This is a genomic window from Terrabacter sp. NPDC080008, from assembly GCF_040702505.1.
In the GTDB taxonomy this organism is placed as follows: domain Bacteria; phylum Actinomycetota; class Actinomycetes; order Actinomycetales; family Dermatophilaceae; genus Terrabacter.
Map to the genome: position 1 here is coordinate 992,473 of NZ_JBFBLC010000001.1, position 21,842 is coordinate 1,014,314.

18 protein-coding genes are annotated in these 21,842 nt (G+C 72.2%); 9 read left to right on the forward strand and 9 right to left on the reverse strand.

The annotated features are described in order from the left end of the window. The first annotated feature begins 9 nt into the window (after nucleotides 1-9). From AB0316_RS04610 to purM, 6 genes are all read left to right on the forward strand, one after another. The gene (locus AB0316_RS04610; protein WP_366270846.1) at nucleotides 10-273 is read left to right on the forward strand and encodes a hypothetical protein; all 264 of its coding nucleotides are present in this window, start codon (nucleotides 10-12) and stop codon (nucleotides 271-273) included. Then, nucleotides 270-1,478 carry a CaiB/BaiF CoA-transferase family protein gene (locus AB0316_RS04615; protein WP_366270848.1) on the forward strand — a complete coding sequence of 403 codons (1,209 nt, stop codon included), beginning with the start codon at nucleotides 270-272 and terminating at the stop codon, nucleotides 1,476-1,478. The genes AB0316_RS04610 and AB0316_RS04615 overlap by 4 nt, the downstream gene beginning before the upstream one ends. Continuing rightward, nucleotides 1,475-2,047 carry an RNA 2',3'-cyclic phosphodiesterase gene (thpR, locus tag AB0316_RS04620; RefSeq protein ID WP_366270850.1) on the forward strand — a complete coding sequence of 191 codons (573 nt, stop codon included), beginning with the start codon at nucleotides 1,475-1,477 and terminating at the stop codon, nucleotides 2,045-2,047. The genes AB0316_RS04615 and thpR overlap by 4 nt, the downstream gene beginning before the upstream one ends. A gap of 26 nt (nucleotides 2,048-2,073) precedes the next feature. Next, complete coding sequence (gene purF, locus AB0316_RS04625) at nucleotides 2,074-3,636, forward strand: amidophosphoribosyltransferase (RefSeq protein ID WP_366270852.1); 1,563 nt, start codon at nucleotides 2,074-2,076, stop codon at nucleotides 3,634-3,636. A gap of 253 nt (nucleotides 3,637-3,889) precedes the next feature. Then, on the forward strand, nucleotides 3,890-4,807 hold the full coding sequence (locus tag AB0316_RS04630; RefSeq protein WP_366270854.1) for a hypothetical protein: 918 nt from the start codon (nucleotides 3,890-3,892) through the stop codon (nucleotides 4,805-4,807). Between the two features lie 200 nt (nucleotides 4,808-5,007). Then, entirely contained in the window at nucleotides 5,008-6,138 is a 1,131-nt protein-coding gene (gene purM / locus AB0316_RS04635; RefSeq protein WP_366270856.1) for a phosphoribosylformylglycinamidine cyclo-ligase, read from the forward strand. Nucleotides 6,139-6,401: 263 nt separating this feature from the next. On the opposite strand, the gene AB0316_RS04640 is transcribed toward purM, so the two are convergent. Continuing rightward, nucleotides 6,402-6,596: a DUF3073 domain-containing protein gene (locus tag AB0316_RS04640; RefSeq protein WP_142181019.1), complete on the reverse strand. Its 195-nt coding sequence runs from the start codon at nucleotides 6,594-6,596 to the stop codon at nucleotides 6,402-6,404. Nucleotides 6,597-6,987: 391 nt separating this feature from the next. On the opposite strand from AB0316_RS04640, the gene AB0316_RS04645 reads away from it, so the two are divergent. Both AB0316_RS04645 and AB0316_RS04650 read left to right on the forward strand, forming a co-directional pair. Then, nucleotides 6,988-7,179: a BldC family transcriptional regulator gene (locus AB0316_RS04645; RefSeq protein WP_045191048.1), complete on the forward strand. Its 192-nt coding sequence runs from the start codon at nucleotides 6,988-6,990 to the stop codon at nucleotides 7,177-7,179. 134 nt (nucleotides 7,180-7,313) lie between these two features. Then, the gene (locus AB0316_RS04650) at nucleotides 7,314-7,751 is read left to right on the forward strand and encodes a VOC family protein (RefSeq protein ID WP_366270859.1); all 438 of its coding nucleotides are present in this window, start codon (nucleotides 7,314-7,316) and stop codon (nucleotides 7,749-7,751) included. Between the two features lie 21 nt (nucleotides 7,752-7,772). Here AB0316_RS04650 and AB0316_RS04655 read toward each other — a convergent pair whose 3' ends face one another. Continuing rightward, entirely contained in the window at nucleotides 7,773-9,479 is a 1,707-nt protein-coding gene (locus tag AB0316_RS04655) for a helix-turn-helix domain-containing protein (RefSeq protein WP_366270861.1), read from the reverse strand. Nucleotides 9,480-9,628: 149 nt separating this feature from the next. On the opposite strand from AB0316_RS04655, the gene AB0316_RS04660 reads away from it, so the two are divergent. Next, the gene (locus AB0316_RS04660; protein WP_366270863.1) at nucleotides 9,629-10,897 is read left to right on the forward strand and encodes an FAD-dependent oxidoreductase; all 1,269 of its coding nucleotides are present in this window, start codon (nucleotides 9,629-9,631) and stop codon (nucleotides 10,895-10,897) included. 91 nt (nucleotides 10,898-10,988) lie between these two features. Here AB0316_RS04660 and AB0316_RS04665 read toward each other — a convergent pair whose 3' ends face one another. The 7 genes from AB0316_RS04665 to AB0316_RS04695 form a co-directional block, all read right to left on the reverse strand. Further along, nucleotides 10,989-12,719, reverse strand: coding sequence for an alpha-amylase family glycosyl hydrolase (locus AB0316_RS04665; protein WP_366270866.1), 1,731 nt, complete (start codon nucleotides 12,717-12,719; stop codon nucleotides 10,989-10,991). Nucleotides 12,720-12,898: 179 nt separating this feature from the next. Further along, entirely contained in the window at nucleotides 12,899-16,288 is a 3,390-nt protein-coding gene (locus tag AB0316_RS04670; RefSeq protein WP_366270868.1) for a glycoside hydrolase domain-containing protein, read from the reverse strand. Between the two features lie 174 nt (nucleotides 16,289-16,462). Further along, the gene (locus AB0316_RS04675; protein WP_366270870.1) at nucleotides 16,463-17,443 is read right to left on the reverse strand and encodes a BadF/BadG/BcrA/BcrD ATPase family protein; all 981 of its coding nucleotides are present in this window, start codon (nucleotides 17,441-17,443) and stop codon (nucleotides 16,463-16,465) included. Next, entirely contained in the window at nucleotides 17,440-18,348 is a 909-nt protein-coding gene (locus AB0316_RS04680) for a carbohydrate ABC transporter permease (RefSeq protein WP_366270872.1), read from the reverse strand. Before AB0316_RS04680 ends, AB0316_RS04675 begins: the two co-directional genes overlap by 4 nt. After that, on the reverse strand, nucleotides 18,345-19,256 hold the full coding sequence (locus tag AB0316_RS04685) for a sugar ABC transporter permease (protein WP_366270874.1): 912 nt from the start codon (nucleotides 19,254-19,256) through the stop codon (nucleotides 18,345-18,347). Before AB0316_RS04685 ends, AB0316_RS04680 begins: the two co-directional genes overlap by 4 nt. A gap of 49 nt (nucleotides 19,257-19,305) precedes the next feature. Then, nucleotides 19,306-20,631, reverse strand: a complete 1,326-nt coding sequence (locus AB0316_RS04690) for an extracellular solute-binding protein (RefSeq protein WP_366270875.1) — start codon at nucleotides 20,629-20,631, stop codon at nucleotides 19,306-19,308. A 67-nt stretch (nucleotides 20,632-20,698) separates the two neighbouring features. Next, nucleotides 20,699-21,670, reverse strand: coding sequence for an N-acetylmuramic acid 6-phosphate etherase (locus AB0316_RS04695; RefSeq protein WP_366270876.1), 972 nt, complete (start codon nucleotides 21,668-21,670; stop codon nucleotides 20,699-20,701). Between the last annotated feature and the right edge of the window lie 172 nt (nucleotides 21,671-21,842).

Sequence of the window (21,842 nt, forward strand, 5' to 3'; positions counted from 1 at the left end):
GCTGGATCCGTGACGCTTCCCTCCTCCCACAAACCCCCGCACACGCGACCCGCGAACCAGCCGCGAGTCCCGAACTTCAAGCGCTTCCTCGTCACGGGTGCCGTGGTCGGCTTCGTCATCGGCGCCGTGATCTCGATCATGGGCGACGAGGTGCAGGGCTACTCGACGACGAGCGGCGCCCTCTACATCGGTGCCTTCGGCGCCTTCATCGGCACGGGCCTCGCCGGCATCGTCGGCATCCTCCTCGACCGCTCGGGTCGCGACTCGTCGTGACGTCCGCACGGGCCGGCGCGAGCGGTGGGGATGCCGCGCGCCCCGGCCCGCTGGCAGGCGTACGCGTCGTCGAGCTCGCCGGGATCGGCCCCGCGCCGTTCGCCGCCATGCTGCTGGCTGACCTCGGCGCCGACGTCATCCGCATCGACCGGCCCGGCGAGGGCGCCCTGCCGGTGCCACTGCAGCCTGAGCGCGACCTGCTGCGCCGCGGCCGGCCCTCGGTGTCACTGGACCTCAAGCACCCGGACGGGCTGGCCACCGCGCTCGCCCTCGTCGAGCGGGCCGAAGTCCTGGTCGAGGGATACCGACCCGGCGTCGCCGAGCGCCTCGGTCTCGGCCCCGACGAGTGCCTGGCCCGCAACCCCCGCCTCGTCTACGGCCGGATGACCGGCTGGGGCCAGGACGGCCCGCTGGCCCACGCCGCCGGGCACGACATCGGCTACGTCGCCATCACCGGCGCCCTGCACGCGATCGGCCGCGCCGGAGGTCCTCCGCAGGTCCCGGTCAACCTCGTCGGCGACTTCGGCGGCGGCGCCCTCTACCTCGTCGTCGGGGTGCTTGCGGCGCTCCTCGAGGCCCGCGGCAGCGGGTGCGGACAGGTGGTCGACGCCGCGATCGTCGACGGCACGGCGCACCTGTCGTCCCTCGTCGTGGGGCTCGCCTCCGCGGGGCTGTGGTCCGACCGGCGCGGCACCAACCTCCTCGACACCGGCGCGCCCTTCTACGACGTCTACGAGACGAGCGACGGCGGCTGGATGGCCGTGGGTCCCCTCGAGCCGGCCTTCTACGCCGAGCTGCTGCGGCTGCTCGAGCTCACCGACGTCGCGCCCGATCGCCTCGACCCGCGGCAGTGGCCCGCGCTGCGGTCGCTGCTCGCCCAGGCCTTCGCGCGGCGCACTCGCGACGAGTGGACCGCCGTCTTCGAGGGCACCGACGCCTGCGTCGAGCCCGTCCTCAGCTACGCCGAGGCACCCGGGCACCCGCACCTGGCCGCGCGTGGCACCTACCTCGAGCACCACGGCACCGTCCAGCCCGCACCGGCACCGCGCTTCTCCCGCACGCCGGCCTCCCTCGGTGCACCACCGAGCGTGCCGGGCGCCGACACCCGCGCGGCCCTGACCGCCTGGGGCATCGACGACGTCGACGCCCTGCTGGCGTCCGGCGCGGCCGCCGAGGCGGACGTCGCCCCTTCCGGCACGCCATGAGGCTGTTCGTCGCCGTCGTCCCTCCGGACGAGGCGCTCGACGACCTCGAGGAGCACCTCGAGCCGCGCCGCGAGGCCGGACCCGAGATCCGATGGACCGACCGCCACCAGTGGCACGTCACCCTCGCCTTCCTCGGCGCCGTGCCCGAGGCACGCCTCGACGAGCTCACCGAGGCGCTGGGCCGCTCCGCCGCCCGCCGCGACCCGCTGGTGCTGCGGCTCGCCGGCGCCGGCGCCTTCCCCAACCCGTATGCCGCCCGCATCCTCTGGGCCGGCGTCGAGCAGCTGCGCGGTGACCTGGGGACGGTGGCACACGGCATACGGATTGCCGCGGGCTCGGTGGGCGCGACGCCGGACGGCACCCGCTTCTCGCCGCACGTCACGCTGGGGCGGTTCCACCGACCGACCGAGGCCACCCGCTGGATCCGGGCGCTGGACGCCTGGGAGGGACCCGCGTGGCAGGTGCGGGAAGTGGCGCTCGTCGAGTCGCACCTCGGGCAGGGGCGGGGGCGGCGGCCACGCTACGAGGTGCTTGCCGAGCTGCCGTTGCGGGTCGAGCGAGCGGACTGACCGCTCGGGTGTGGGAGACTTGGCCGGTGGCACGTGGCGACGGTCGTTTGAACCATGACCTCATCCCCGGCGAGAAGGGCCCGCAGGACGCCTGCGGGGTCTTCGGTGTCTGGGCCCCCGGAGAGGACGTCGCGAAGCTGACGTACTTCGGGCTGTACGCACTGCAGCACCGCGGGCAGGAGTCGGCCGGCATCGCGACCGGCGACGGCGAGAAGATCCTCGTCTACAAGGACATGGGCCTCGTGTCCCAGGTCTTCGACGAGACCGCCCTGAGCTCCCTGCGTGGCCACATCGCCATCGGGCACACGCGCTACTCCACGACCGGCGGCTCCACGTGGGAGAACGCCCAGCCGACGCTCGGCGGCACCGGCCGCAGCACGCTGGCGCTGGCCCACAACGGCAACCTCATCAACACCGTCGAGCTCAAGGCCCTCGTCGACGAGCACTTCGGCGACACCCGCATCACCGGCGAGCTGGCCCGCGGCAACACCTCCGACACCGCGCTCGTGACGACGCTGCTCGCCGCCGACGAGGACCGCACCCCCGAGCAGGCCGCCCTCGAGCTGCTGCCGAAGCTGCGCGGCGCGTTCTCCTTCGTCTTCATGGACGAGACGACTCTGTATGCCGCCCGCGACCCCTGGGGCGTGCGGCCCCTCGCGCTCGGCCGCCTCGAGCGCGGCTGGGTCGTGGCCTCGGAAACCGCTGCCCTGCAGACCATCGGCGCTGCGGTCATCCGCGAGATCGAGCCCGGCGAGCTGATCGTCATCGACGAGGACGGCCTGCGCTCGCACAAGTTCGCCGAGCCCCAGCCGAAGGGCTGCGTCTTCGAGTACGTCTACCTCGCCCGTCCCGACGCCGTCATCCGCGGCCGGGTCGTGCACGAGGCGCGCGTCGAGATGGGCCGGGTGCTGGCCCGCGAGCACCCCGTCGACGCCGACCTCGTCATCGGTGTGCCGGAGTCGGGCGTGCCTGCGGCCGTTGGCTATTCGCAGGAGTCGGGCATCCCGTTCGGGCAGGGCTTCGTCAAGAACGCCTATGTCGGGCGCACCTTCATCCAGCCGTCGCAGACGCTGCGCCAGCTCGGCATCCGGCTCAAGCTCAACCCGCTCGAGCACACGATCCGCGGCAAGCGCCTCGTCGTCGTCGACGACTCGATCGTGCGTGGCAACACCCAGCGTGCGCAGATCCGGATGCTGCGTGAGTCGGGAGCGGCGGAGGTGCACGTGCGCATCAGCTCACCGCCGGTGCAGTGGCCGTGCTTCTACGGCATCGACTTCGCCACGCGTGCCGAGCTGATCGCGACCGGCCTCGGGGTCGAGGAGATCCGCGCCTCCATCGGCGCCGACTCCCTCGGCTACATCTCCGAGGAGGGCATGGTCGGCGCGACCAACCAGCCTGCCGACCAGCTGTGCTCCGCGTGCTTCACCGGCAAGTACCCCATCGAGCTGCCCGAGGACGGCCGCATCGGCAAGCACGTCCTCGAGACGCTGCCGCTGTCGGTGCGCACCGGTCACGACCGCTCCGTCGACGTCGAGGGCGTCAGCCTCGGGGTCGGCGTCGGCGGCGAGAGCGCCCTCCAACACCCCTGACGCGTTTGCCCCGCGCCCGGCTCGGCCTTTACGGGTCGAGGTATGCCGTCGCGCTCGGCCGCGACGAATCACCTCGACTCGCTGGGAGCGATCCCGGGTGGAGGTATGCCGTCGCGCTCGGCCACGACGAATCACCTCGACTCATTCGAGTGACGACTGCCTGCGTCCACATCCCCGGGCGTCGGTGAGCCACTCTCCACAGGGTCTGATGAGGCTCCGGCTGCGGGGCTGGCGCGCCATCATCCTCGGGGGCATGGATGGAACCGCACGTCGCGCGATGGCCCGGAACCTGGCGGAGGGTCAGGGCGGCGTCGTCTCACGCCGACAGCTGCGGGCGCTAGGCATCACGCACGACCACGTCCGCAACGAGATCGCGGCGGAACGGTGGGCTGCCCTCGGGCGCCAGGCGGTAGCCGTACACCGTGGACTGCTTCCCATCGAGGCTCGGGCCTGGTGTGCCCTGTGGGAGGTCGGAGAGCGCATCGCTGTGCTCGACGGCGTCACCAGTCTGATCGCCTCCGGCCTGACCGGCTTCGATGAGGCCGTGCTCCATCTGTCGGTCCGCCACAGCCACGACATCCCGAAGGTCGACGGAGCCCGCATCCACAAGGTCATCCGGCGCCTCGAAGACGAGCTCGTGCCGTCCGGCATCCCGCGCACGCGTCCCGCGGTGGCTGCCGTCCGCGCGGCCGGGTTGGCAGTCAGCGATCGACAGGCTGCGCTCCTGCTCCTCATGCCGATACAGCAGCGCCTGACCACGCCCGACGCCCTGCTCATGGCATCCCGGCGCTTCATGGGCCGACGTCGGCGAGGTTTCATCAAGGCAGTGGTCGGAGACGTCGCCCTCGGCGTCCAATCGCTCGGCGAGCTCGACTTCGCCAGACTCAGCAGGACAAGAGGCCTGCCCGAGCCCTCGCGTCAGGTCGTCCGCAAAGGCCCCAGGGGCCGGATCTACCTCGACGTCCGTTGGGACGGAAGGGCTCTGGTCGTGGAGATCGATGGTGCCCAGCACCGTGAAGGCCTGGCCGTCAGCATCGACAACCTCACCCGCAACGCCGTCGTGCTCACAGGCGACCGTGTGCTTCGGATCGACCGCGTGGGCCTGCGGCTTCACGAGGAGGCCTTCATGGCCCAGGTTGCGCTCGGTCTCGCCGTCGCCACGTCGAGGTGAAACGGCGCGGCGGCCCGCGACTATCCACCTCGATTCAGTTCCGCCGCAGGCGGTTGGAGTGCGCCTTCGCGCTGGAGCGCGACGGGATACCTCGAATCGGTGCAGGAGCGGGGGATCGGGGATGCAGGCAGATGCGGGCAGGGGGAGGGTGTGGTGGACGGTGGGGTGGGGGTGGTCGCGGCGCCGGTAGGCTGGGCGACGTGAGCGACGCCCCCATCACGTATGCCTCGGCCGGAGTCGACGTCGAGGCGGGTGACAGGGCGGTGGAGCTGATGAAGGCCTCGGTGCGCCGTGCCACGCGCCCGGAGGTCCTGGGCGGCCTGGGCGGCTTCGCCGGGATGTTCGACGCGAGCGCCCTCGCCGGCATGACCCGCCCGGTGCTGGCCACGAGCACCGACGGCGTCGGCACCAAGGTCGCCATCGCGCAGGCGCTCGACCGGCACGACACCATCGGCTTCGACCTCGTCGGCATGGTCGTCGACGACATCGTCGTCTGCGGCGCCGAGCCGCTCTTCATGACCGACTACATCGCCACCGGCAAGGTGGTGCCCGAGCGCGTCGCCGCCATAGTCGGCGGCATCGCCCGTGCCTGCGAGGAGGCCGGCGTGGCACTCGTCGGTGGCGAGACCGCGGAACACCCGGGCCTGCTCGACCCCGACGAGTACGACGTCGCAGGCGCGGCCACCGGTGTCGTGGAGTATGCCGCCGTGCTGGGGCCCCAGCGCGTCGCCGATGGTGACGTCGTGGTGGCCCTCGCGAGCAGCGGCCTGCACAGCAACGGCTACAGCCTGGTGCGCCGGGTCGTCGCCAGCGCCGGGTGGCATCTCGACCGGCACGTCGACGACTTCGGGCGCACCCTCGGCGAGGAGCTGCTCGAGCCGACCCGCATCTACACCAAGCCGCTGCTCGAGCTCGTCGCCGACGACGCTGTCGAGGTGCACGCCCTGAGCCACGTCACCGGTGGCGGCCTGGCCGCCAACCTCGCCCGCGTGCTGCCCACCGGCACCTTCGCGCGCGTCGACCGCTCGACGTGGACCCCGCCGGCGGTGTTCCGCACCGTCCAGGACCTCGGCCGCGTGCCCCAGGCCGACATCGAGCGGACCCTCAACCAGGGCATCGGTTTCGTCGCCGTGCTGCCCGAGGCGCACGCCGAGCGAGCCACCGCCCTCAGCGAGGCACGTGGCATCCGTGCCTGGCGCCTCGGTGAGGTCGCGACAGAGGAGCGTGCGCACGCCGACGGCCTGGTCGCCGAGGGCGTCGAGATCGTGCGTGGCGCCAAGGGCGTCGACGGCGGCGCCGTCCAGGTCGTCGGCACGCACCCGACGGCCTGAGCGCCGACGACCCGGCCGCGCGCCCAGCGCACCAAGACCGTTCTGCCCACGGGCCGCAGCGCTTCGGGACGGCCGGCCACACGGCATACGTCATCGCGTGACGAAGCCCGCGCGCCCGGGATGGGCGTGCGGGCTTCGTTGCGTCACCGAGACGGTCGACCGGTCAGGCGGCGCAGGACCGAACGCCTCGAGGGCAGCACGGACGCATGCCGGGCGCGGACACCCGACACACGAGGTGCAGACGGAAGAGGAAGGCGGGCGACTCAGCGCTCGCCCGAGACCCACTTGCCGTATTCGTCGTACTCGTCGTCGTCGACGGACCGTGGCTGGTTGGCACCGTCGCGTTGCGACGGTCCGTGCAGCTCACGCTCCAGCGCGCTCAAGTCCGTGTCAGGTGTGTAGTACTTGAGCTGCCGTGCGACCTTGGTCTGCTTGGCTTTGGCTCGGCCGCGCCCCATGGCGTGACCCCCTCGTGCGTCGTGCCGGGACGGCATCGCTCGTCGGAGAGCCGAGCGGCTCTTCGATGTACGCGTAGCGGGCCCGGGAATGTGTGTGTTCTCGTGGGGCTAACGCTACATGAGTGCCGGCGTTCCTGCGCCCGCCGGACCCCCGGCTCGCCGAGGACCGACCGAGGACCGACCTGGTGGGCGACGCCGGCCTGCGTGTCGCGGCGTCGAGGGCGGGGCCCGCGGCCTGTATACACCCAGGAGGCCAGAAGCAGGTCGATTTGACTCTTTTCAGTGTTTACCTGTCATTGGGAGCGTCGAGACTTTACCCTTGCTTTACTGGGCTCCGAATGGGGCGCATGCGTGTCGCTGCACCTAGCGACAGGGTGGTGGGGAAATGAACATGACGACTCAGGATCGACACGAGACCGAGAAGCTGCTCACTCCTGCAGAAGTGGCGGCCCTCTTCCGAGTGGACCCGAAGACGGTCACCCGGTGGGCCAAGGCAGGGAAGCTGACTTCGATCAGGACGCTCGGTGGGCACCGGAGATATCGCGAGTCAGAGGTTCGCGATCTCTTGGGTGGCGGGCACTGAGCTCGACCTTCAGTTGGGGGTGACAACCGGTCGGGCGGTCGGGGGACGGCACAACGCAGCTGATCCCCCGACTGTCACCGGGGATCGGCGGGCGCAGGGGCCCGTTGTCGGGGTGGCGTCGTAGCGTCAGGGGCATGAGCGGACCCGAGGTCACCGTCATCACGCTCGGCGTCCGCGACGTCGAGCGCTCCCTGGACTTCTACGCCCGGGGGCTGGGATTCCGGTGCGTGGTGCACCTGCCCGGCGAGATCGCGTTCGTGCAGTGCGCGCCCGGGCAGCTGCTCGCGCTCTGGGACGTGGCCCGGATGCCGGGCGAGTACGGCGACGTGGCCCACGGGCCCTCCGCGCCGCCCATGTCGCTCGGGCACAACGTCGACACGGCCGAGCAGGTCCAGCAGCTGTATGCGGTCGCCCTGGCTGCCGGGGCCACCTCCGTGGCCGCCCCTGCCGTTCGGGAGTGGGGCGGGGTCAGTGCCTGCGTGGCCGACCCCGACGGCTTCCGCTGGGACTTCGTGCACAATCCCGGCTTCCGCATCGACGGCGACGGCACCGTCCACCTCGGCGAGCAGTAGCCGGGCCTCGGGGCCCGGCGCTCAGTGGCCCAGCGCGCGCAGCTGCAGCCGCAGGGCCAGCCTTGTCTCGGGATCGTGCAGGTCCAGCTCGACGAGGTCCGAGAGCCGCTGCAGCCGGTAGCGCAGCGTGTTGGGGTGCACGTGGACGCCCGCCGCGGCCGCCCTCGGGTCGCCCGGGTGGTCGAGCCACGCTGCCAGCGTCTCGAGGTATGCCGTCTCGTGGGTCTCGTCGTGCTCGCGCAGCACCGAGACCGGACCGAGCAGCTCCTCGGTCCAGATGCCGCCGACCGCACGGGCGTTGGTGACCGCGGCCCAGGCGTCCTCGACCGTCGTGCTGGTGCCGGTCACGCGGCCGAGGGCGCGAAGCCGCTGCACCTCCGTGGCCTCGCGCCGGGAGCGGCCGAGGTCGACCGTCCGCGAGACCGGTCCGCCCGCGCTCGCGGTGGCCGTGGCGGTGAGGCCGGCGACCTCGTCGACGAGGGCCAGCAGCCAGGTCCACGTGCCGGGAGAGCTGTCGCCGGGGGCGTCCCTGACCAAGGCCAGGGCGCTGCCGTCGAACCCGGCGAGCAGGGGGTGGCGCCACGAGCGCCTGCGAGCGGCGGCCTCCCAGACGTCGATCTCCCGCTCGACGTCCACCGGAGCGGCCGGATCCGCTGAGCCGGCGGGGTGGGCGGGCTGGGCGGAGTCGGCCGGTCCCGGAGCAGTGCTGCGCGGCCGGTAGGCGCCGGAGAGCACGACGACCCGCCACGGCGGGGCCGGGAGCCAGCCCTCGATGTCGACGGTGTCACCGCTCAGCACGGCTCGCAGCCGGTCGGCGGAGACCCGACGGGCCAGGTCGGCCTGCGAGCGCAGCCGCAGCAGGTGCAGGGCGACGACCGATGCGGTCTGTGCCAGCGACGAGAGCACCTGGGGGTTCGGCGCCTCGTCGACGACGGCCCAGATCGAGCCCAGCCATTCGGTGCCGGCGCGCACCGGCACGACGACGCGCGGGCCGAGTCCGCGTCCGGCCGGCACGAAGAAGGGGTCGTCGGAGCGGGCGAGCCTGCGGAAGACACCGCGGCCGCGGAGGTTTGCCAGCACGGCGTCGGGGACGCGGCGGCCCACGATGGTCGACACGCGTGCCGGGTCCGCCAGGTCTTGGATGGAGGAGTAGGCGAGCACCCGGGACTGGGTGTCCTCGATGGTGATCGGGCCACCGACCAGGCCCGCGCACGCATCGGCGAGGGCGAAGAGCTCGTCGAGGACGGGCCCCTCGGCGCGCACCGCCGGCCCGCTCGCCGCCCGGTCGAGGACGCCGCGCAGCAGCCAGACCACGTGCGCCCACGAGGCGTGCTCGGCCAGCTCGACGAGGCTGACGCCGAGGCGGGCAGCAGCCGCGCGCACCTGCTGGTCACGCGCAGCGGCGCGTCGCAGGACGACTGCGCCACTGCCCACGGCCGCGGCGCCCTCGAGCAGCGCCACGGCGTCGGCGGGCCGGTCGACGCCGACGCCCAGGAGCAGATCGCCGGCCTGCCCGAAGACGCCCGAGCCTGGCTCGGCAAGGGTCACGTCGTCGACGGCGCGGCCGCCGGCGTGGACGACGACCGTCAGCAGGCCGCCGCCGAGCGTGTCGGCGAGCTGCGCCACCGGCAGCCCCACCGGCGTCGTCGACGAGGTGCGCGTGGTGGCGCCCGCCGCGGAGGAGCCGGTCGACGAGGGTGCGTTCGAGCGGGGGGACGCGGACGGCATACGCCATCGTGGCACGCGCGACTGTGCCGGGGGCACAAGTGGAGGCCCCAGGTCTGGCCGCACAGCACGAGGGGCAGCGGTGAGCGTCCACCGACCATGGAGGGGAGGGCATCCCTGCCCACCTTGCGCCCCACACAGGAGTCGATCGCATGCCCGCCGTGACCCCCGCCGGTACCCCCGTCCCCGAGCGCGTCGCCGTCGTCGGCGCCGGCATGGTGGGCCTCGCCACCGCCTGGTTCCTCCAGGAGCGCGGCGTCGAGGTGACCGTCATCGACCGCGACGGCGTCGCCGCCGGCTCCTCGTGGGGCAACGCCGGCTGGCTCACCCCCGGCATCGCCACGCCGCTGCCCGAGCCCGCCGTGCTGAAGTACGGCCTGCGCGCCGTGTTCAGCCCCAGCTCGCCGGTCTACGTGCCGCCGAGCGTGCGCCCGGACTTCCTCAAGTTCGTGACCGGCTTCACCCGCCACAGCACGATGACCGCGTGGAAGAAGGCGATGGGCGCGCTCGTGCCCGTCAACGACCTCTCGCTGCAGAGCTTCGACCTGCTGGGGGAGGGCGGCGTCGAGGCCGAGACCTACGAGGCCAAGTCGTTCACCGCCGCCTACCGCACGGCCGAGGAGCGCCAGACGCTGCTCGAGGAGATCGAGCACATCCACGCCTCCGGCGGCGACATCACCTTCGACGTGCTCTCCGGCGACGAGGCCCGCGCCATCGAGCCGGCCCTGTCCGACGAGATCGGCGCCGCGATCGTGCTGCACGGGCAGCGCTTCGTCAACCCCGGCGCCTACGTCGCCGCCCTCGCCGACTCGGTCACCGCACGCGGCGGCAAGATCGTCACCGGCAGCGCCGTGCGCGGGATCACCGACACGCCCACCGGCGTGCTCCTCACGACCGACCAGGGCACCTCGGAGCACTACGACTCCGTGGTCATCGCGACCGGTGCGTGGCTCGGCCGGCTCGCCCGCGAGTTCGGCGTCAAGCGCGTCGTGCAGGCCGGCCGCGGCTACTCCTTCTCCGTCGAGGTCGAGGACCTGCCCAACGGCCCCGTCTACTTCCCGGCCGCCCGCGTCGCCTGCACGCCGGTCGGTGATCGCCTGCGTGTCGCCGGCATGATGGAGTTCCGCCAGCCCGAGGCCGCCCTCGACCGGCGCCGCATCAAGGCCATCGTCGAGTCGGCCCGGCCGCTCCTCAAGGGCGCCGACCTCGACCACCGCCAGGACGAGTGGGTCGGCTCGCGCCCCTGCACCGCCGACGGCCTGCCGCTCATCGGTGCCTCGAAGAACCCCAAGGTGTTCGTGGCCGGCGGCCACGGCATGTGGGGCATCACCCTCGGCCCCGTCACCGGCCGCCTGCTCGCCGAGCAGATGGTCACCGGCGTCGCCCCGGCGCAGCTCGCGCCGTTCGACCCGACGCGCTGAGCACTCCCTGACGTGGTCCGCAGGCGCGAGGTGCCGTGCCTCCGGACCCGGAACGAGCCGGTCCCACCTGGTGGGACCGGCTCGTTCACGTTCAGGCCGGGGTGAGCACGACGAGGCTGTAGGCGCCGACCGAGACGGTGCCCCTGGCCGGCTGGTCGTCCACAGGCTCCTCGGCCGCCTCGATGTCCAGGGTCTTGTGGCCGGCGAACAGTGCGCTGTAGGTCGCGGCGTCGGAGTTGAACCGGACCGCCCAGTGCCCGGCGAAGGGCATACCGGTCGTGACGTCCCGCGGCTCCGCGCTCGCGTTGACGACGACGACGGCGACGTCGTCACCTGCACGGCGCGCGTATGCGAGCGTCTTGGCCTCGTCGTCGAGGTGGAGCACCTCCAGGCCGTCGCCCCGCAGGCCCCGCGAGACGCCGTCGGCGTCGCGGCGCAGCCGCACGAGGTCACCGGTGAGCCGGACGATGTCGCGGAACTGCTCGGCGCGCTGCCAGTCGAGCGGGACGGTGTCGCGGAACTCCTGGCCCTCGAGGAACTCCTGTCCCTGGAAGAGCATCGGGATGCCGGGCGCCGTCAGCGTCAGGGCGAGGGCCAGGGTCGCGCGCTTCTGCGCCGCCCAGCCCGTGGGGTCGCCGCCGTCGACCTCGTCCGGCACCCGGAGGCTGCCCTCGGCGACCTCGTCGTGGCTCTCGGTGTAGATGACGCGCCGGAACGGGTCGTCGCTGCCCCGCAGCGCCTGCACGAGCTCGGCCATGGACCGGTCGTGGTCGTCGACGGCGGTCAGCACCTGCCGCACCGGGTGGACGAAGCCCGGGTCCCACTGGGCGTGGAAGCCCGCGCCGCCGTCGTCGACCGTGGTGAGCGCGGCGTCGGACTGCAGGTCCTCGGCGATGAGGATCTTGTCGGGGTGGCGCTCGCGGACCGTGGCGGTGATGGAGCGCATCAGCTCCCAGCCCTCCGGGATGTCGCCGGTCCCAAGGCCGTCGACCGTGCGGACGTAGAGCGTCGCGTCGAAGCGCAGCCCGTCCAGGTGGAACTCCTCGAGCCACATGAGCACGTTGTCGTGCAGGTAGGCCCGGACCTCCTCGCGGCCGTAGTCGGGACGGGTGTCGCCCCACGGCGTCGACGACCGGTCGTCGTTGTAGAAGTAGATCCCGCCCTTGTCGTTCTCACTCCAGCCGTCGAACTGCCAGAGCGCGAGGTCGCTCGGGCCGAAGTGGTTGATGACGACGTCGAGGATCACCGCGATGCCGTGGCGGTGGGCCTGCTTGACGAAGTCCTTGAGCGCGTCCGGCCCGCCGTAGGTGTTGGAGACGGCAAAGGGGTTGGACGGGTTGTAGCCCCAGGAGTAGTCGCCGGCGAACTCGGTGACGGGCATGAGCTCGACGGCGCTCACGCCGAGGTCGGAGAGGTAGCCCAGCCGCCCGGCGAGGCCGCCGAGGTCGCCGGGGTCGCCGTCGCCCGCGACGAACGAGCCGATGTGCGCCTCGTAGACGACGAGGTCGTCGTGCGGCGGGCAGCCGAACGCGTCACCCTCCCAGTCGAACCCGTCGCGGTCGTAGACGATGCCGTTGCCCGAGGAGTGCGTGACGGCGCGCGCTCGGGGGTCGATGCGCATCAGGCGCTGGTCGCCGTTGGTGACGAGGAACTGGTACTCGTCGCCCGGGCCGGCGCCGGTGACGTCGACGTACCAGTGGCCGTTGTCCTCGGGCGACATCGGCAGCCCGTCCTCGGACCAGTCGGTGAAGCTGCCGGTCACGGCGACGGCGTCGGCGTTGGGTGCCCAGACGCGGAAGGCCGTCCCGCCGTCGTGAGGCATCGAGCCGAGCCCGGGGAGTGGCGTGGCGTGCTCGGGCGTAGGGGCAGACGAGGGGGCTGGCATGCCGGCTCCAGGGGCAGGAGGGGACGGCCGCGGGTGCGTGCCGCTGCGGAGGTGGACCGGCCCCGGACATACCCGTTCCTCCCCCGCGGCCGGACCGCGGGGGAGGGGTGGCAGCGTCAGCGCAGGTAGCCGGTGACGTCCGCGACGAGGTGCACCGTGCCGCTGGAGTGGTTGACGACGGTGACCGTGCCGCTGCTCGACAGGCGGCTGACGAGCAGGTTGGCGACGGTCTGGCCCGCGGTGTAGTTGGCGGTGGACGTGCCGGTGCTCGAGGTGGAGTCGACGCTGAGGAAGCCGACGTTCTGGGGCGCGGTGGCGGTGAGGTTGATCGCCGCTGCGGTGGCTCCCGCGGGGACGGGGGAGCCGTTCACGCCGGCGACCTTGATGGTGACCGAGCCCCCGGCCGGGACGGCCGTCCTCACCGGGTTCGTGGCGGTGCCGGAGCGGGTGTCGAGCAGGCGGGCCGGGGCGACCGAGGCCCACTGGTTCGCGCTGCCGCCGGCCGTCAGGTAGCCGGTGACGTCGGCGACGAGGTGCACCGTGCCACCGGAGTGGTTGACGACGGTGACCGTGCCGCTGCTCGACAGTCTGCTGACGAGGAGGTTGGCGATGGTCTGGCCGGCCGTGTAGTTGGCCGTGGACGTGCCCGTGCTGGAGGTCGAATCGACGCTGAGGAAGCCGACCCTCTGCGGTGCGGTGGCGGTGAGGTTGATCGCCGCGGCGGTGGCTCCGGCAGGGACGGGGGAGCCGCTGACGCCGGCGACCTTGATGGTGACCGAGCCCCAGGCCGGAACGGCGGTACGGACGGGGTTGGTCGCCGTGCCGGAGCGGGTGTCGAGCAGGCGCGTCGGCGCCACCGTGGCCCACCGGCTCGCCGTGCCGCTGGTGGTGAGGTAGCCGGTGACGTCGGCGACGAGGTGCACCGAGCCGCTGGAGTGGTTGACGACGGTGACCGTGCCGCTGCTCGACAGTCTGCTGACGAGGAGGTTGGCGACCGTCTGGCCGGGGGTGAAGTTGGCCGTGGACGTCCCGGTGCTGGAGGTCGAGTCGACGCTGAGGAAGCCGACCTTCTGCGGTGCCGTCACGGTGAGGTTGACGGCGGCCGCGGTGGCTCCGGCCGGGACGGGGGACCCGCCGACCCCGGCGACCTTGATGGTCACCGAGCCCCAGGCCGGGACGGCGGACCGCACCGGGTTGCTGGCGGTGCCGGACCGGGTGTCGAGCAAGCGCGTCGGGGCGACCGGAACGAGGTGGGAGAAGGCCTTGGGCGTCACGGGGGCCGACGCCTGCGAGACCGGTCCGGTCCCGACGACATTCGTCGCCTGGACCGTGAAGGTGTAGGCGGAGTCGTTGGCCAGGCCGGTGATGGTGGCCGACGTCGCCGACCCCGACACCGTCGTCCGCGCCCCACCGGGGGAGGCGGTCACGGTGTAGCTCGTGACGGGGCTGCCGTTGTTCGTCGCGGCGGTCCAGCGCACGGTCGCACGGCCGTTGTCGGGGACAGCGCTCACGGAGGTGGGAGCGGAAGGGGCGGTGGCCACGAGCCTGAAGCGCATGGCGTCGATCCCGACCTGCTTGGTCGTCGAGATCGTGCTGCTGTCACCGGCGTGCACCCCCACCGACGTCCCGTTGCGCGCCAGGTAGGTTCCCAGTGCGCTCCAGCCCGAGAGCGTCGACTGGTCGAGCTGCTTCTTCACCGTCCCGTTGGCATCGGTGACGGCATACGTCACCCTGGCCGTCGCGTTCGTCTCGGGGACGTACGCGTCGACGGCGTAGAGGCCGGTGGACAGGCTCGGCGACCAGGTGGCGCCGTTCTCCTCGAGGCTGCCATCCTTGGAGTAGCTGGTGTACGTGTAGTAGGCGCGCTTCTGGTAGCCGTAGCCCTCGTTGGCCTTCCAGTAGTACATGCTGCCGGTGAAGAGGAACGAGGTGCTGCCGGGACCGAACGTGCCGGCGCCGTAGCCCACCGACACGGGGTTGCCCGTGACGCGCCCGCCGAGCCAGTTGGCGTCGATGTTGAGGCTCGCGCCGCCCCAGGTCTCGGTGCCGGTGCTGTACTGGTGCAGGCGCTGGCCGGCGCTCCAGTAGGAGTCCTTGAAGTCGGGGTAGACAGTCGAGTCGGACAGGGTCTGCTGGCCGTTCCAGCTCGCGAACCACACGTTGTCGGGAGGGGTGAAACCGGACGTGCCGATGGCCCGCGACATGTCGACCATGAGCGAGGACGTGCTGCCGTACGCGCCGGAGTTGTAGCCCTTGGCGTGCAGCTGCTGGGTCCACGCCGTCATGAACGCCATGACCGTGCCCGTGCAGCCCGACGCCCGGTTGTTGTAGCCCTCCATGTCGTAGTAGATCGGCGTGCCGCTGCCGAGGCCGAAGCGCGCCGCCTGCGTCACCGCGTCGTTGGCCGCGGCCTTGCCCTGGGCGGCCGCCTGCTTGGGGTCGATCGTGGCCAGGCCGGTCTGGTTGACGCACGGTGCCTGGACGCCGACGTAGATCGGGATCAGCCCCCACCCCATCGAGCTCACCTGGTTGACCCAGCTGGCGGAGAGGTTGCCGTCGCCGCAGGCGCGCATCGAGCCGCCGATGTAGACGCCGACCGCCCGGTAGGGCGACCCGAGCCACTTCTGCATGGTCGCCGCGCTCGGTGCGGCGCAGGTGTCGAAGCCCATGCCGGTGAAGGTGCGCGGAGACGCTGCCGTGGCGGTCAGTGCGGCCGGGACAGCCGCTGCGGTGGTCGGGGTGCCCGCGGCGCTCGTGAAGGTGGCGGGGCTGACTACGGCCGTGCCGGCGTACGCGCTCGGGCTGCTCTGGGTGCTGGCGCCGCTGGAGGTGGTGGAACTGCTCGAGGTGCTGGGGCTGCTGGAGGTGCTGGAACCGCTCGACGTGCCGGCGCCGCTCGGCGGGCCGGCCGTGGCCGGTGCCGCCTTCGCCGTGGCGAGGACCTCGTCGACCTTCGCCTCGCTGTCGCCCCACGCGGCGTCGACCTGGACGTCCTTGCCGGTGAAGCGGGCCGACTTCGCCCGCTCCTGCGTGCTCCTGCCCGTGTGGGCCTGGAGCGCGCCGACCTTGGAGGTGCGGCTGGTCATCGGCGTCGTGTCGCGGTCCGAGGCAGGGTGCAGCCAGACGGTCTGCGCCCGCCCGACCTTGTGGGCGGGACAGTTCTGCTGGCTGCCCGGCGTGCCGACGTAGACGGCGTCGACGTCGAGCCGCACGCACCGCGTCGGGTCGGTGTCGAGGTCGACGACCGACCAGCCGGCCGGGGCGGTCACCTGCACGCCCCGATAGTGGACGGTGCGCGGCTTCGAGGGGCCGGAGGGCTTGGCGGGGGCGTCCGGTGCCGCGGAGGGCCCGCCAGGCTGGGCGCCGGAGTCGGTGCTGGTGCTGGTGTCGGGGCCGGTGGTCGGGCCTGCACCCGGGCCGGGACCGGCCGTCGCCACCCCCGCACCGCTGACCGTCAGCGCCACCGCACCGATGAGGACCGCCATCCGGCGCCATGAACGGGACATCGTGAACCTCTCGAGCTTCTGCAGTCTGGTCGGGTGCGCCGGCCGGGACCCCACAGCCTCTCGACACAAAACGCGCAAATACGTCACCCGGGCTCGACGGTACCTCCCATTACGGCCCCATGTGTCCCGACTGCCACATCAGTCTCGGCTGCTCGGGAACTCGACAGTGAGCTCTCAGTCGACGAGCAGGTATGCCGGGTGGCGGGGGAGCGTGCCCGTATCGCGCAGGTGCCGGCCGAGGTGCACCGCACCCTCGAGCGCCCCTCCCGCGGCGGGGGACCGGTGGGCACCGACGGCCGCCAGGTGGTCGTCGAGTGCCGCGGCCACCGGGGCCGAGGTCAGCAGGCCACCGGTGGCGCAGAGCACCGGCCGGTCGAGGCCCTCCGCCGCGCGCAGCAACGAGGTCGCCAGCTCGGTGCCGGCGCGCCGACACAGCTCGAGGGCCACGGGGTCGGACTCGGCCGCGCCGGTGACGAGGGGCGCCACGGACGCGAGGCGCTCCGGCGCGTCGGGTGCGGCCATGACCAGGCGCGGCCAGCCCTCGGGTGGGCCCAGCAGGTCGGTGGCGGCACGCAGCAGCGTCGGCGACCCGTCGGTGAGGCCGTCGTGGGCCCGGAGCGCCGCCCGCAGCCCGGCCATGCCGAGAGCGGCGGCGGACCCGGCGTCACCGAGCACGTGGCCCCAGCCGTCGACGCGGCGCCACTGACCGTCGAAGTCGGTCCCGAACGCCACCGCGCCGGTCCCGGCCGCGACGACCGCACCGGGACCCAGCCGGCCGGTGGCGCCGACGAGGTTGGCGACGGCGTCGCTCACCACGACGGTGCGACGGGCGCCGAGACCTGCCACGACCGCGGCGAGCACGGCGGACCGGTCGGCGAGGAAGAGCAGCCCCCGCATCGACCAGACGACCACGGCGGGCGCCTCCTCCGCCGCTCCCGACTCCTCGGTCGTCGCGGCCTGGGGCCCGAAGCCGGTCCCGTCGGCCGCCAGCAGGGCCCGGGCATCGGCCACGAGCGCGGCCACGTCGATCCCCCCGGGCCGCACCCGCGCCCCGGGAGCGGTGAGCACGGGACCCAGCCCGCCGGCATACGTGCTCAGGCGCAGGCCCGAGCCGCCGACGTCGACGGCCACGACCCGGCCCGGGCGCGAGGTCACTTGGCCATGCCGGCGGTCAGGCCCGCCACGATCTGCTTCGTCGCGAGCAGGAAGAGCACGATGAGCGGGATGGTCGTGATGACCAGGCCGGCGAAGACGGCGGAGTAGTTCGTCGCGTTCTCGCCGAAGAAGTTCGTGAGCCCGACGGGCAGGGTGTACTTCTCCTCGCGGCGCAGCAGCACCAGGGGGAAGAGGAAGTCGTTCCAGATCGGCACGAAACGGAAGACTGCCACGGTCGCGACGGCCGGGCGCACCATCGGCACCATGATCCGCCAGAAGGTCTGCCACGTGCTGGCCCCGTCGAGCGCCGCGGCCTCCTCGAGCTCTTCGGGCAGCTGCCGGAAGAAGGTCGTGAGCACGAAGATCGAGAACGGGATGCCGGAGGCGGCGTACATCAGCGTCAGGCCGAGCCGGGAGTCGATGAGGCCGAGCCCGTCGAAGAGGTAGAAGATCGGCAGGATCGCGAGGTGGATCGGCAGCATCAGGCCCGAGAGGAAGAGGGACTCGAGCCACCGGAAGATGCGTGAACGGCCCCGGGCGAGAGCGTAGGCCGCCATGGTCGCCACGGTCGTCGAGATCGCCACCGCTCCGACCGTCACGAGCAGGGAGTTGCCGAAGTAGGTCGCGAAGTTGCCGGTGGTCCACGCCTCGACGTAGCTCGCCGTGGTCGGCGGGCTGGGGAGGCCGAGCGGGTCGGAGATGAGGTCGCCGTTGGAGCGGAAGCTGTTGACCAGCATGAGCAGCAGCGGCACGAGCGCCAGGGCGGCATACCCCCACAGGAGCAGGCTGGCACCGACGCCGCCGACCGGCTTGGAGGCACGGGGCGCCCGGCGCCGGCCGGGCCGGGTCGGGCGGGCCGCTGCGAGCTCCGAGGGTGCCTCGGTGGTGGCGACGGCGGTGGTCATGCGGTGATCCTCCGCTCGTGGCGGCGCAGCACGGCCGTGGCCGCGTAGGCACCGCCGAAGATGATGAGGAAGAGCATTGTCGCGAGGGCCGACGAGCTGCCGATCGCGTCGGTCGCGCCCGAGTCGAACGCCGTGCGGTAGAAGAGCAGCGAGACGAAGTCGGTTGCGCCGGCAGGGTTTCCGGTCGACCCGCCGAACGCGTACGGCAGGGCGAAGGCTTCCATGGCGAAGATGAACGTCAGCACCGACACCGTGCCGATGGCGGGGACGAGCAGCGGCAGGGTGATCTTGAAGAAGGCCTGGCGGTTGGTCGCGCCGTCGACGCGGGCGGCCTCGGTCAGCTCGTCCGGCACCCCGCCGAGCGCGGCGCCGTAGAGCAGGACGGGGAAGCCGATCCACTGCCACACGCTGACGAGGATGACCACCCACAGGGCCGTCTTCGGGTCACCGAGCCACGGCAGCGCCCACGAGTCGAGGCCGACCTTCGTCAGCAGCGTGTTGACCGGGCCGAACGTCGGCGAGAGCAGCAGCGTCCAGAGGTAGCCGATCACGATCGGGCTCACGAGGTAGGGCATCGCGTAGAGCGTCTGCAGCACGCGGCGGCTGCGCGGGCGGGTGTAGAGCAGGTACGAGATCGTGAGCCCGAACGTGTTCTGGATCAGCATCGTGCCCACGAAGAAGAGCACGTTGTGCAGCAGCGCCTGCGGCAGGTCGGTCGTGAACGGTGCCTTCGTGAACAGGGTGACGAAGTTGGTCAGCCCCGCGAACGCTCCGCGGGTCGTGCCCTGCCACGAGAAGAAGGCGTAGGAGAACGCCGTCACCATCGGGTAGAGCACGAACACCGCGAAGAGCGCGAGTGCCGGCGCGACGAAGAGCAGGCCGGTGCGGCGGCCCATGCCCTGCCTCATGCCGTGCCTCCTGTCGATCCTGCTGTTGCTGTTGCCGTCGGCCGGGGCGTCACGCGCTCGGCTTGAACCAGGTGCTGATGCCGGTCTGGAGGTCCTGGCTGACGGCCGCGGCGTCCTTCGAGCCGAGCAGCAGCTCCTGCAGGCCCTTGCCGAGCAGCTCGCCACCCGACGGGGTGCCGTAGCGGAAGTCGGTGAGCAGCACGTAGGGCGAGCCGGAGTTCTTGTAGTTCTCGCTCATCTGCTTGAGCAGCGGGTCGCTCGGCTCGACGCCGGGGACCGCGGTGATTTGCTTGATGTCGTCGTTGACCATCTGGCCGAACTGCTTGGAGGTCATCCACTTGACGAGCTCCGTGGCCTCGGCGGGGTGCTTGGACTTGGCCGAGACCGCGAAGTTGCCATCGGCCCATCCTGCCGTCGTCGCCGTCGAGCCGCTCGGTGAGCCCGGCGCCGGCGGCACCTGGAAGATGCCGATCTTCATGTTCGGGTTGGCCTTCTGGAAGACCGACAGGTCGAAGCTGCCGCCGGGGATCATCGCGGCCTTCTCGGCGGAGAAGAGGGTCTGCGCGTCGGTGGCGGCCACGCCCGTGACGTTCTTGGGCATGTACTTCTCGAGGTCGCCGACGACCTTGACCGAGGCGACCCAGTCGGGGTCGGTGAAGGACTTCTTGCCGGCGACGACGGCGTCACGGAACGCCTTGCCGCCGAAGCGGGCTCCGGCCACGACCTCGTGGACGATCGGGAGGGTCCAGTCGTCCTTGGCGCCGACGGCGATCGGGGTGAGCCCGGCGGACATGAGCTTGTCGTTGGCGGCGATGAACTCGGCCCACGTCGTGGGCGCCTTGATGCCGTTCTTCTCGAACAGCCCCTGGTTGTAGAACATCTGGACGGTCTGGCGGGCGAAGGGAACGGAGTAGATCTTGCCGTCCTCCTTGCCCTTGGCGCTCGCGACGATGTTCTCGTCCCAGCCGGTGAGGTCGACCTTGCCGTCGAGCGGCAGGAGCGACTTGGAGGCCACCGTGGTCTGCAGCTGCCCGTAGGAGCGGACCTGCGGGACGTCGGGGCCGCCGGAGCCGGCCAGGCCGGTGGCGAGGATCTTGTTGTACTCGGTCGCCTTGAACGCCTTGAAGTCGACGTTGACGTTCGGGTGGGACTGCTCGTACGCGGCGAAGATCTTCTTGTATGCCGCCTCGTCCTCGACGCGCCACGACCAGACCGTGAGGTTGACCTTGCCGTCGCCCGCGCCGGTGGAGTCCGAGGAGCCGCTCGCGGAGGGGGAGCAGGCCGTCACGAGGAGCGCTCCGGAGAGGGCGGCGAGGGTGACGACCGTGCGGCGGGCGCGCCGCGACGAGCCGGGGAGGCGTGGGGCGAACGTCATGGTGGTGCTCCTGTCGGGTTCTGCAGGGTGCCGGGGAGGCGGCACCGGGTGGGTTTGGGGGTGCGGTTCAGCGTTCGGGGGCGGGGGTGGTCGCCGGGCCCGCGGTGGTGGCGGCGGCCGGGCTGGCTGCAACGGTTGCGCCCAGGGAGCTCAAGGCGCGGGCGACCGAGCCTCCGTCGGCGGCGATGGCCGCGCGGGCCGTAGCGGCGTCGACCCCGGCGAGCATCGACAGGAGCGCCGTCTTCAGCTCGCCGTCGGCCTCGTCGAGCGCGGCGCGCGCCTGCTCGGCGCCGGCGCCGGTGGCCTCCTGCAGGATCCGGACGACGCGGCCGCGCAGCTTGGCGTTGGTCGCGACGACGTCGACCATGAGGTTGCTCCAGGTGCGGCCGAGTCGGATCATCACGGCGGTCGAGAAGGAGTTGAGCACGAGCTTCTGCGCCGTGCCGGCCTTCAGGCGCGTCGAGCCGGTCAGCGCCTCCGGGCCGGTGCGCACCGCGAGGAGGATGTCGGCGTGCACGGCGGCCTCGGCGCGCGGGTTGGCGGTGACGAGGGCGGTGACGGCGCCGAGCTCGCGGGCCCGTTCGAGCGCTCCGGCCACGAACGGCGTACGACCCGAGGCGGTGAGCCCGACGGCGATGTCACCGGCGCGCAGGGCCTCGGCCTCGGACCGGCCGAGCTCGGCGTCGTCCTCGACGTTCTCGACCGCGTGGACCAGCGCCGCGGTGCCCCCGGCGTGGTGGGCGACGAAGAGGCCCTCCGGCGCGTTGAACGTCGGGAGCAGCTCGGCCGCGTCCAGCACGGCGAGGCGGCCCGAGGTGCCGGCGCCGAAGTAGTGCACCGCCCCGCCGGCGGTGAGGGACTCGACGGCACGGTCGACCAGGAGGGCGAGATCGGGCAGCACCTCGCTGACGGCGGCGGCGACCTTCGCGTCCTCGGTGTTGAGCGCCCGGAGGATGTCGAGGGAGGTGTGCGTGTCGATGGACGTCGTCCCCGGGTGGCGCTCCTCTGTGGGCGCGTCCACGGTCACCTCGCTCTTCACCCGTCGGAGGTTACTTTCCTACGGCACCACCGTCAATGACGTAAATCAGTAACAGTCCGGTCACGACTACTCACGACGTCAGCGGGTGTGGACAAGTGCGGGAAAGTGCCCACTCGACGGGTTGGGGAGGCGCTCCTCCACGTCGAGTGGGCACTTTGCCACGTTCGTCCAC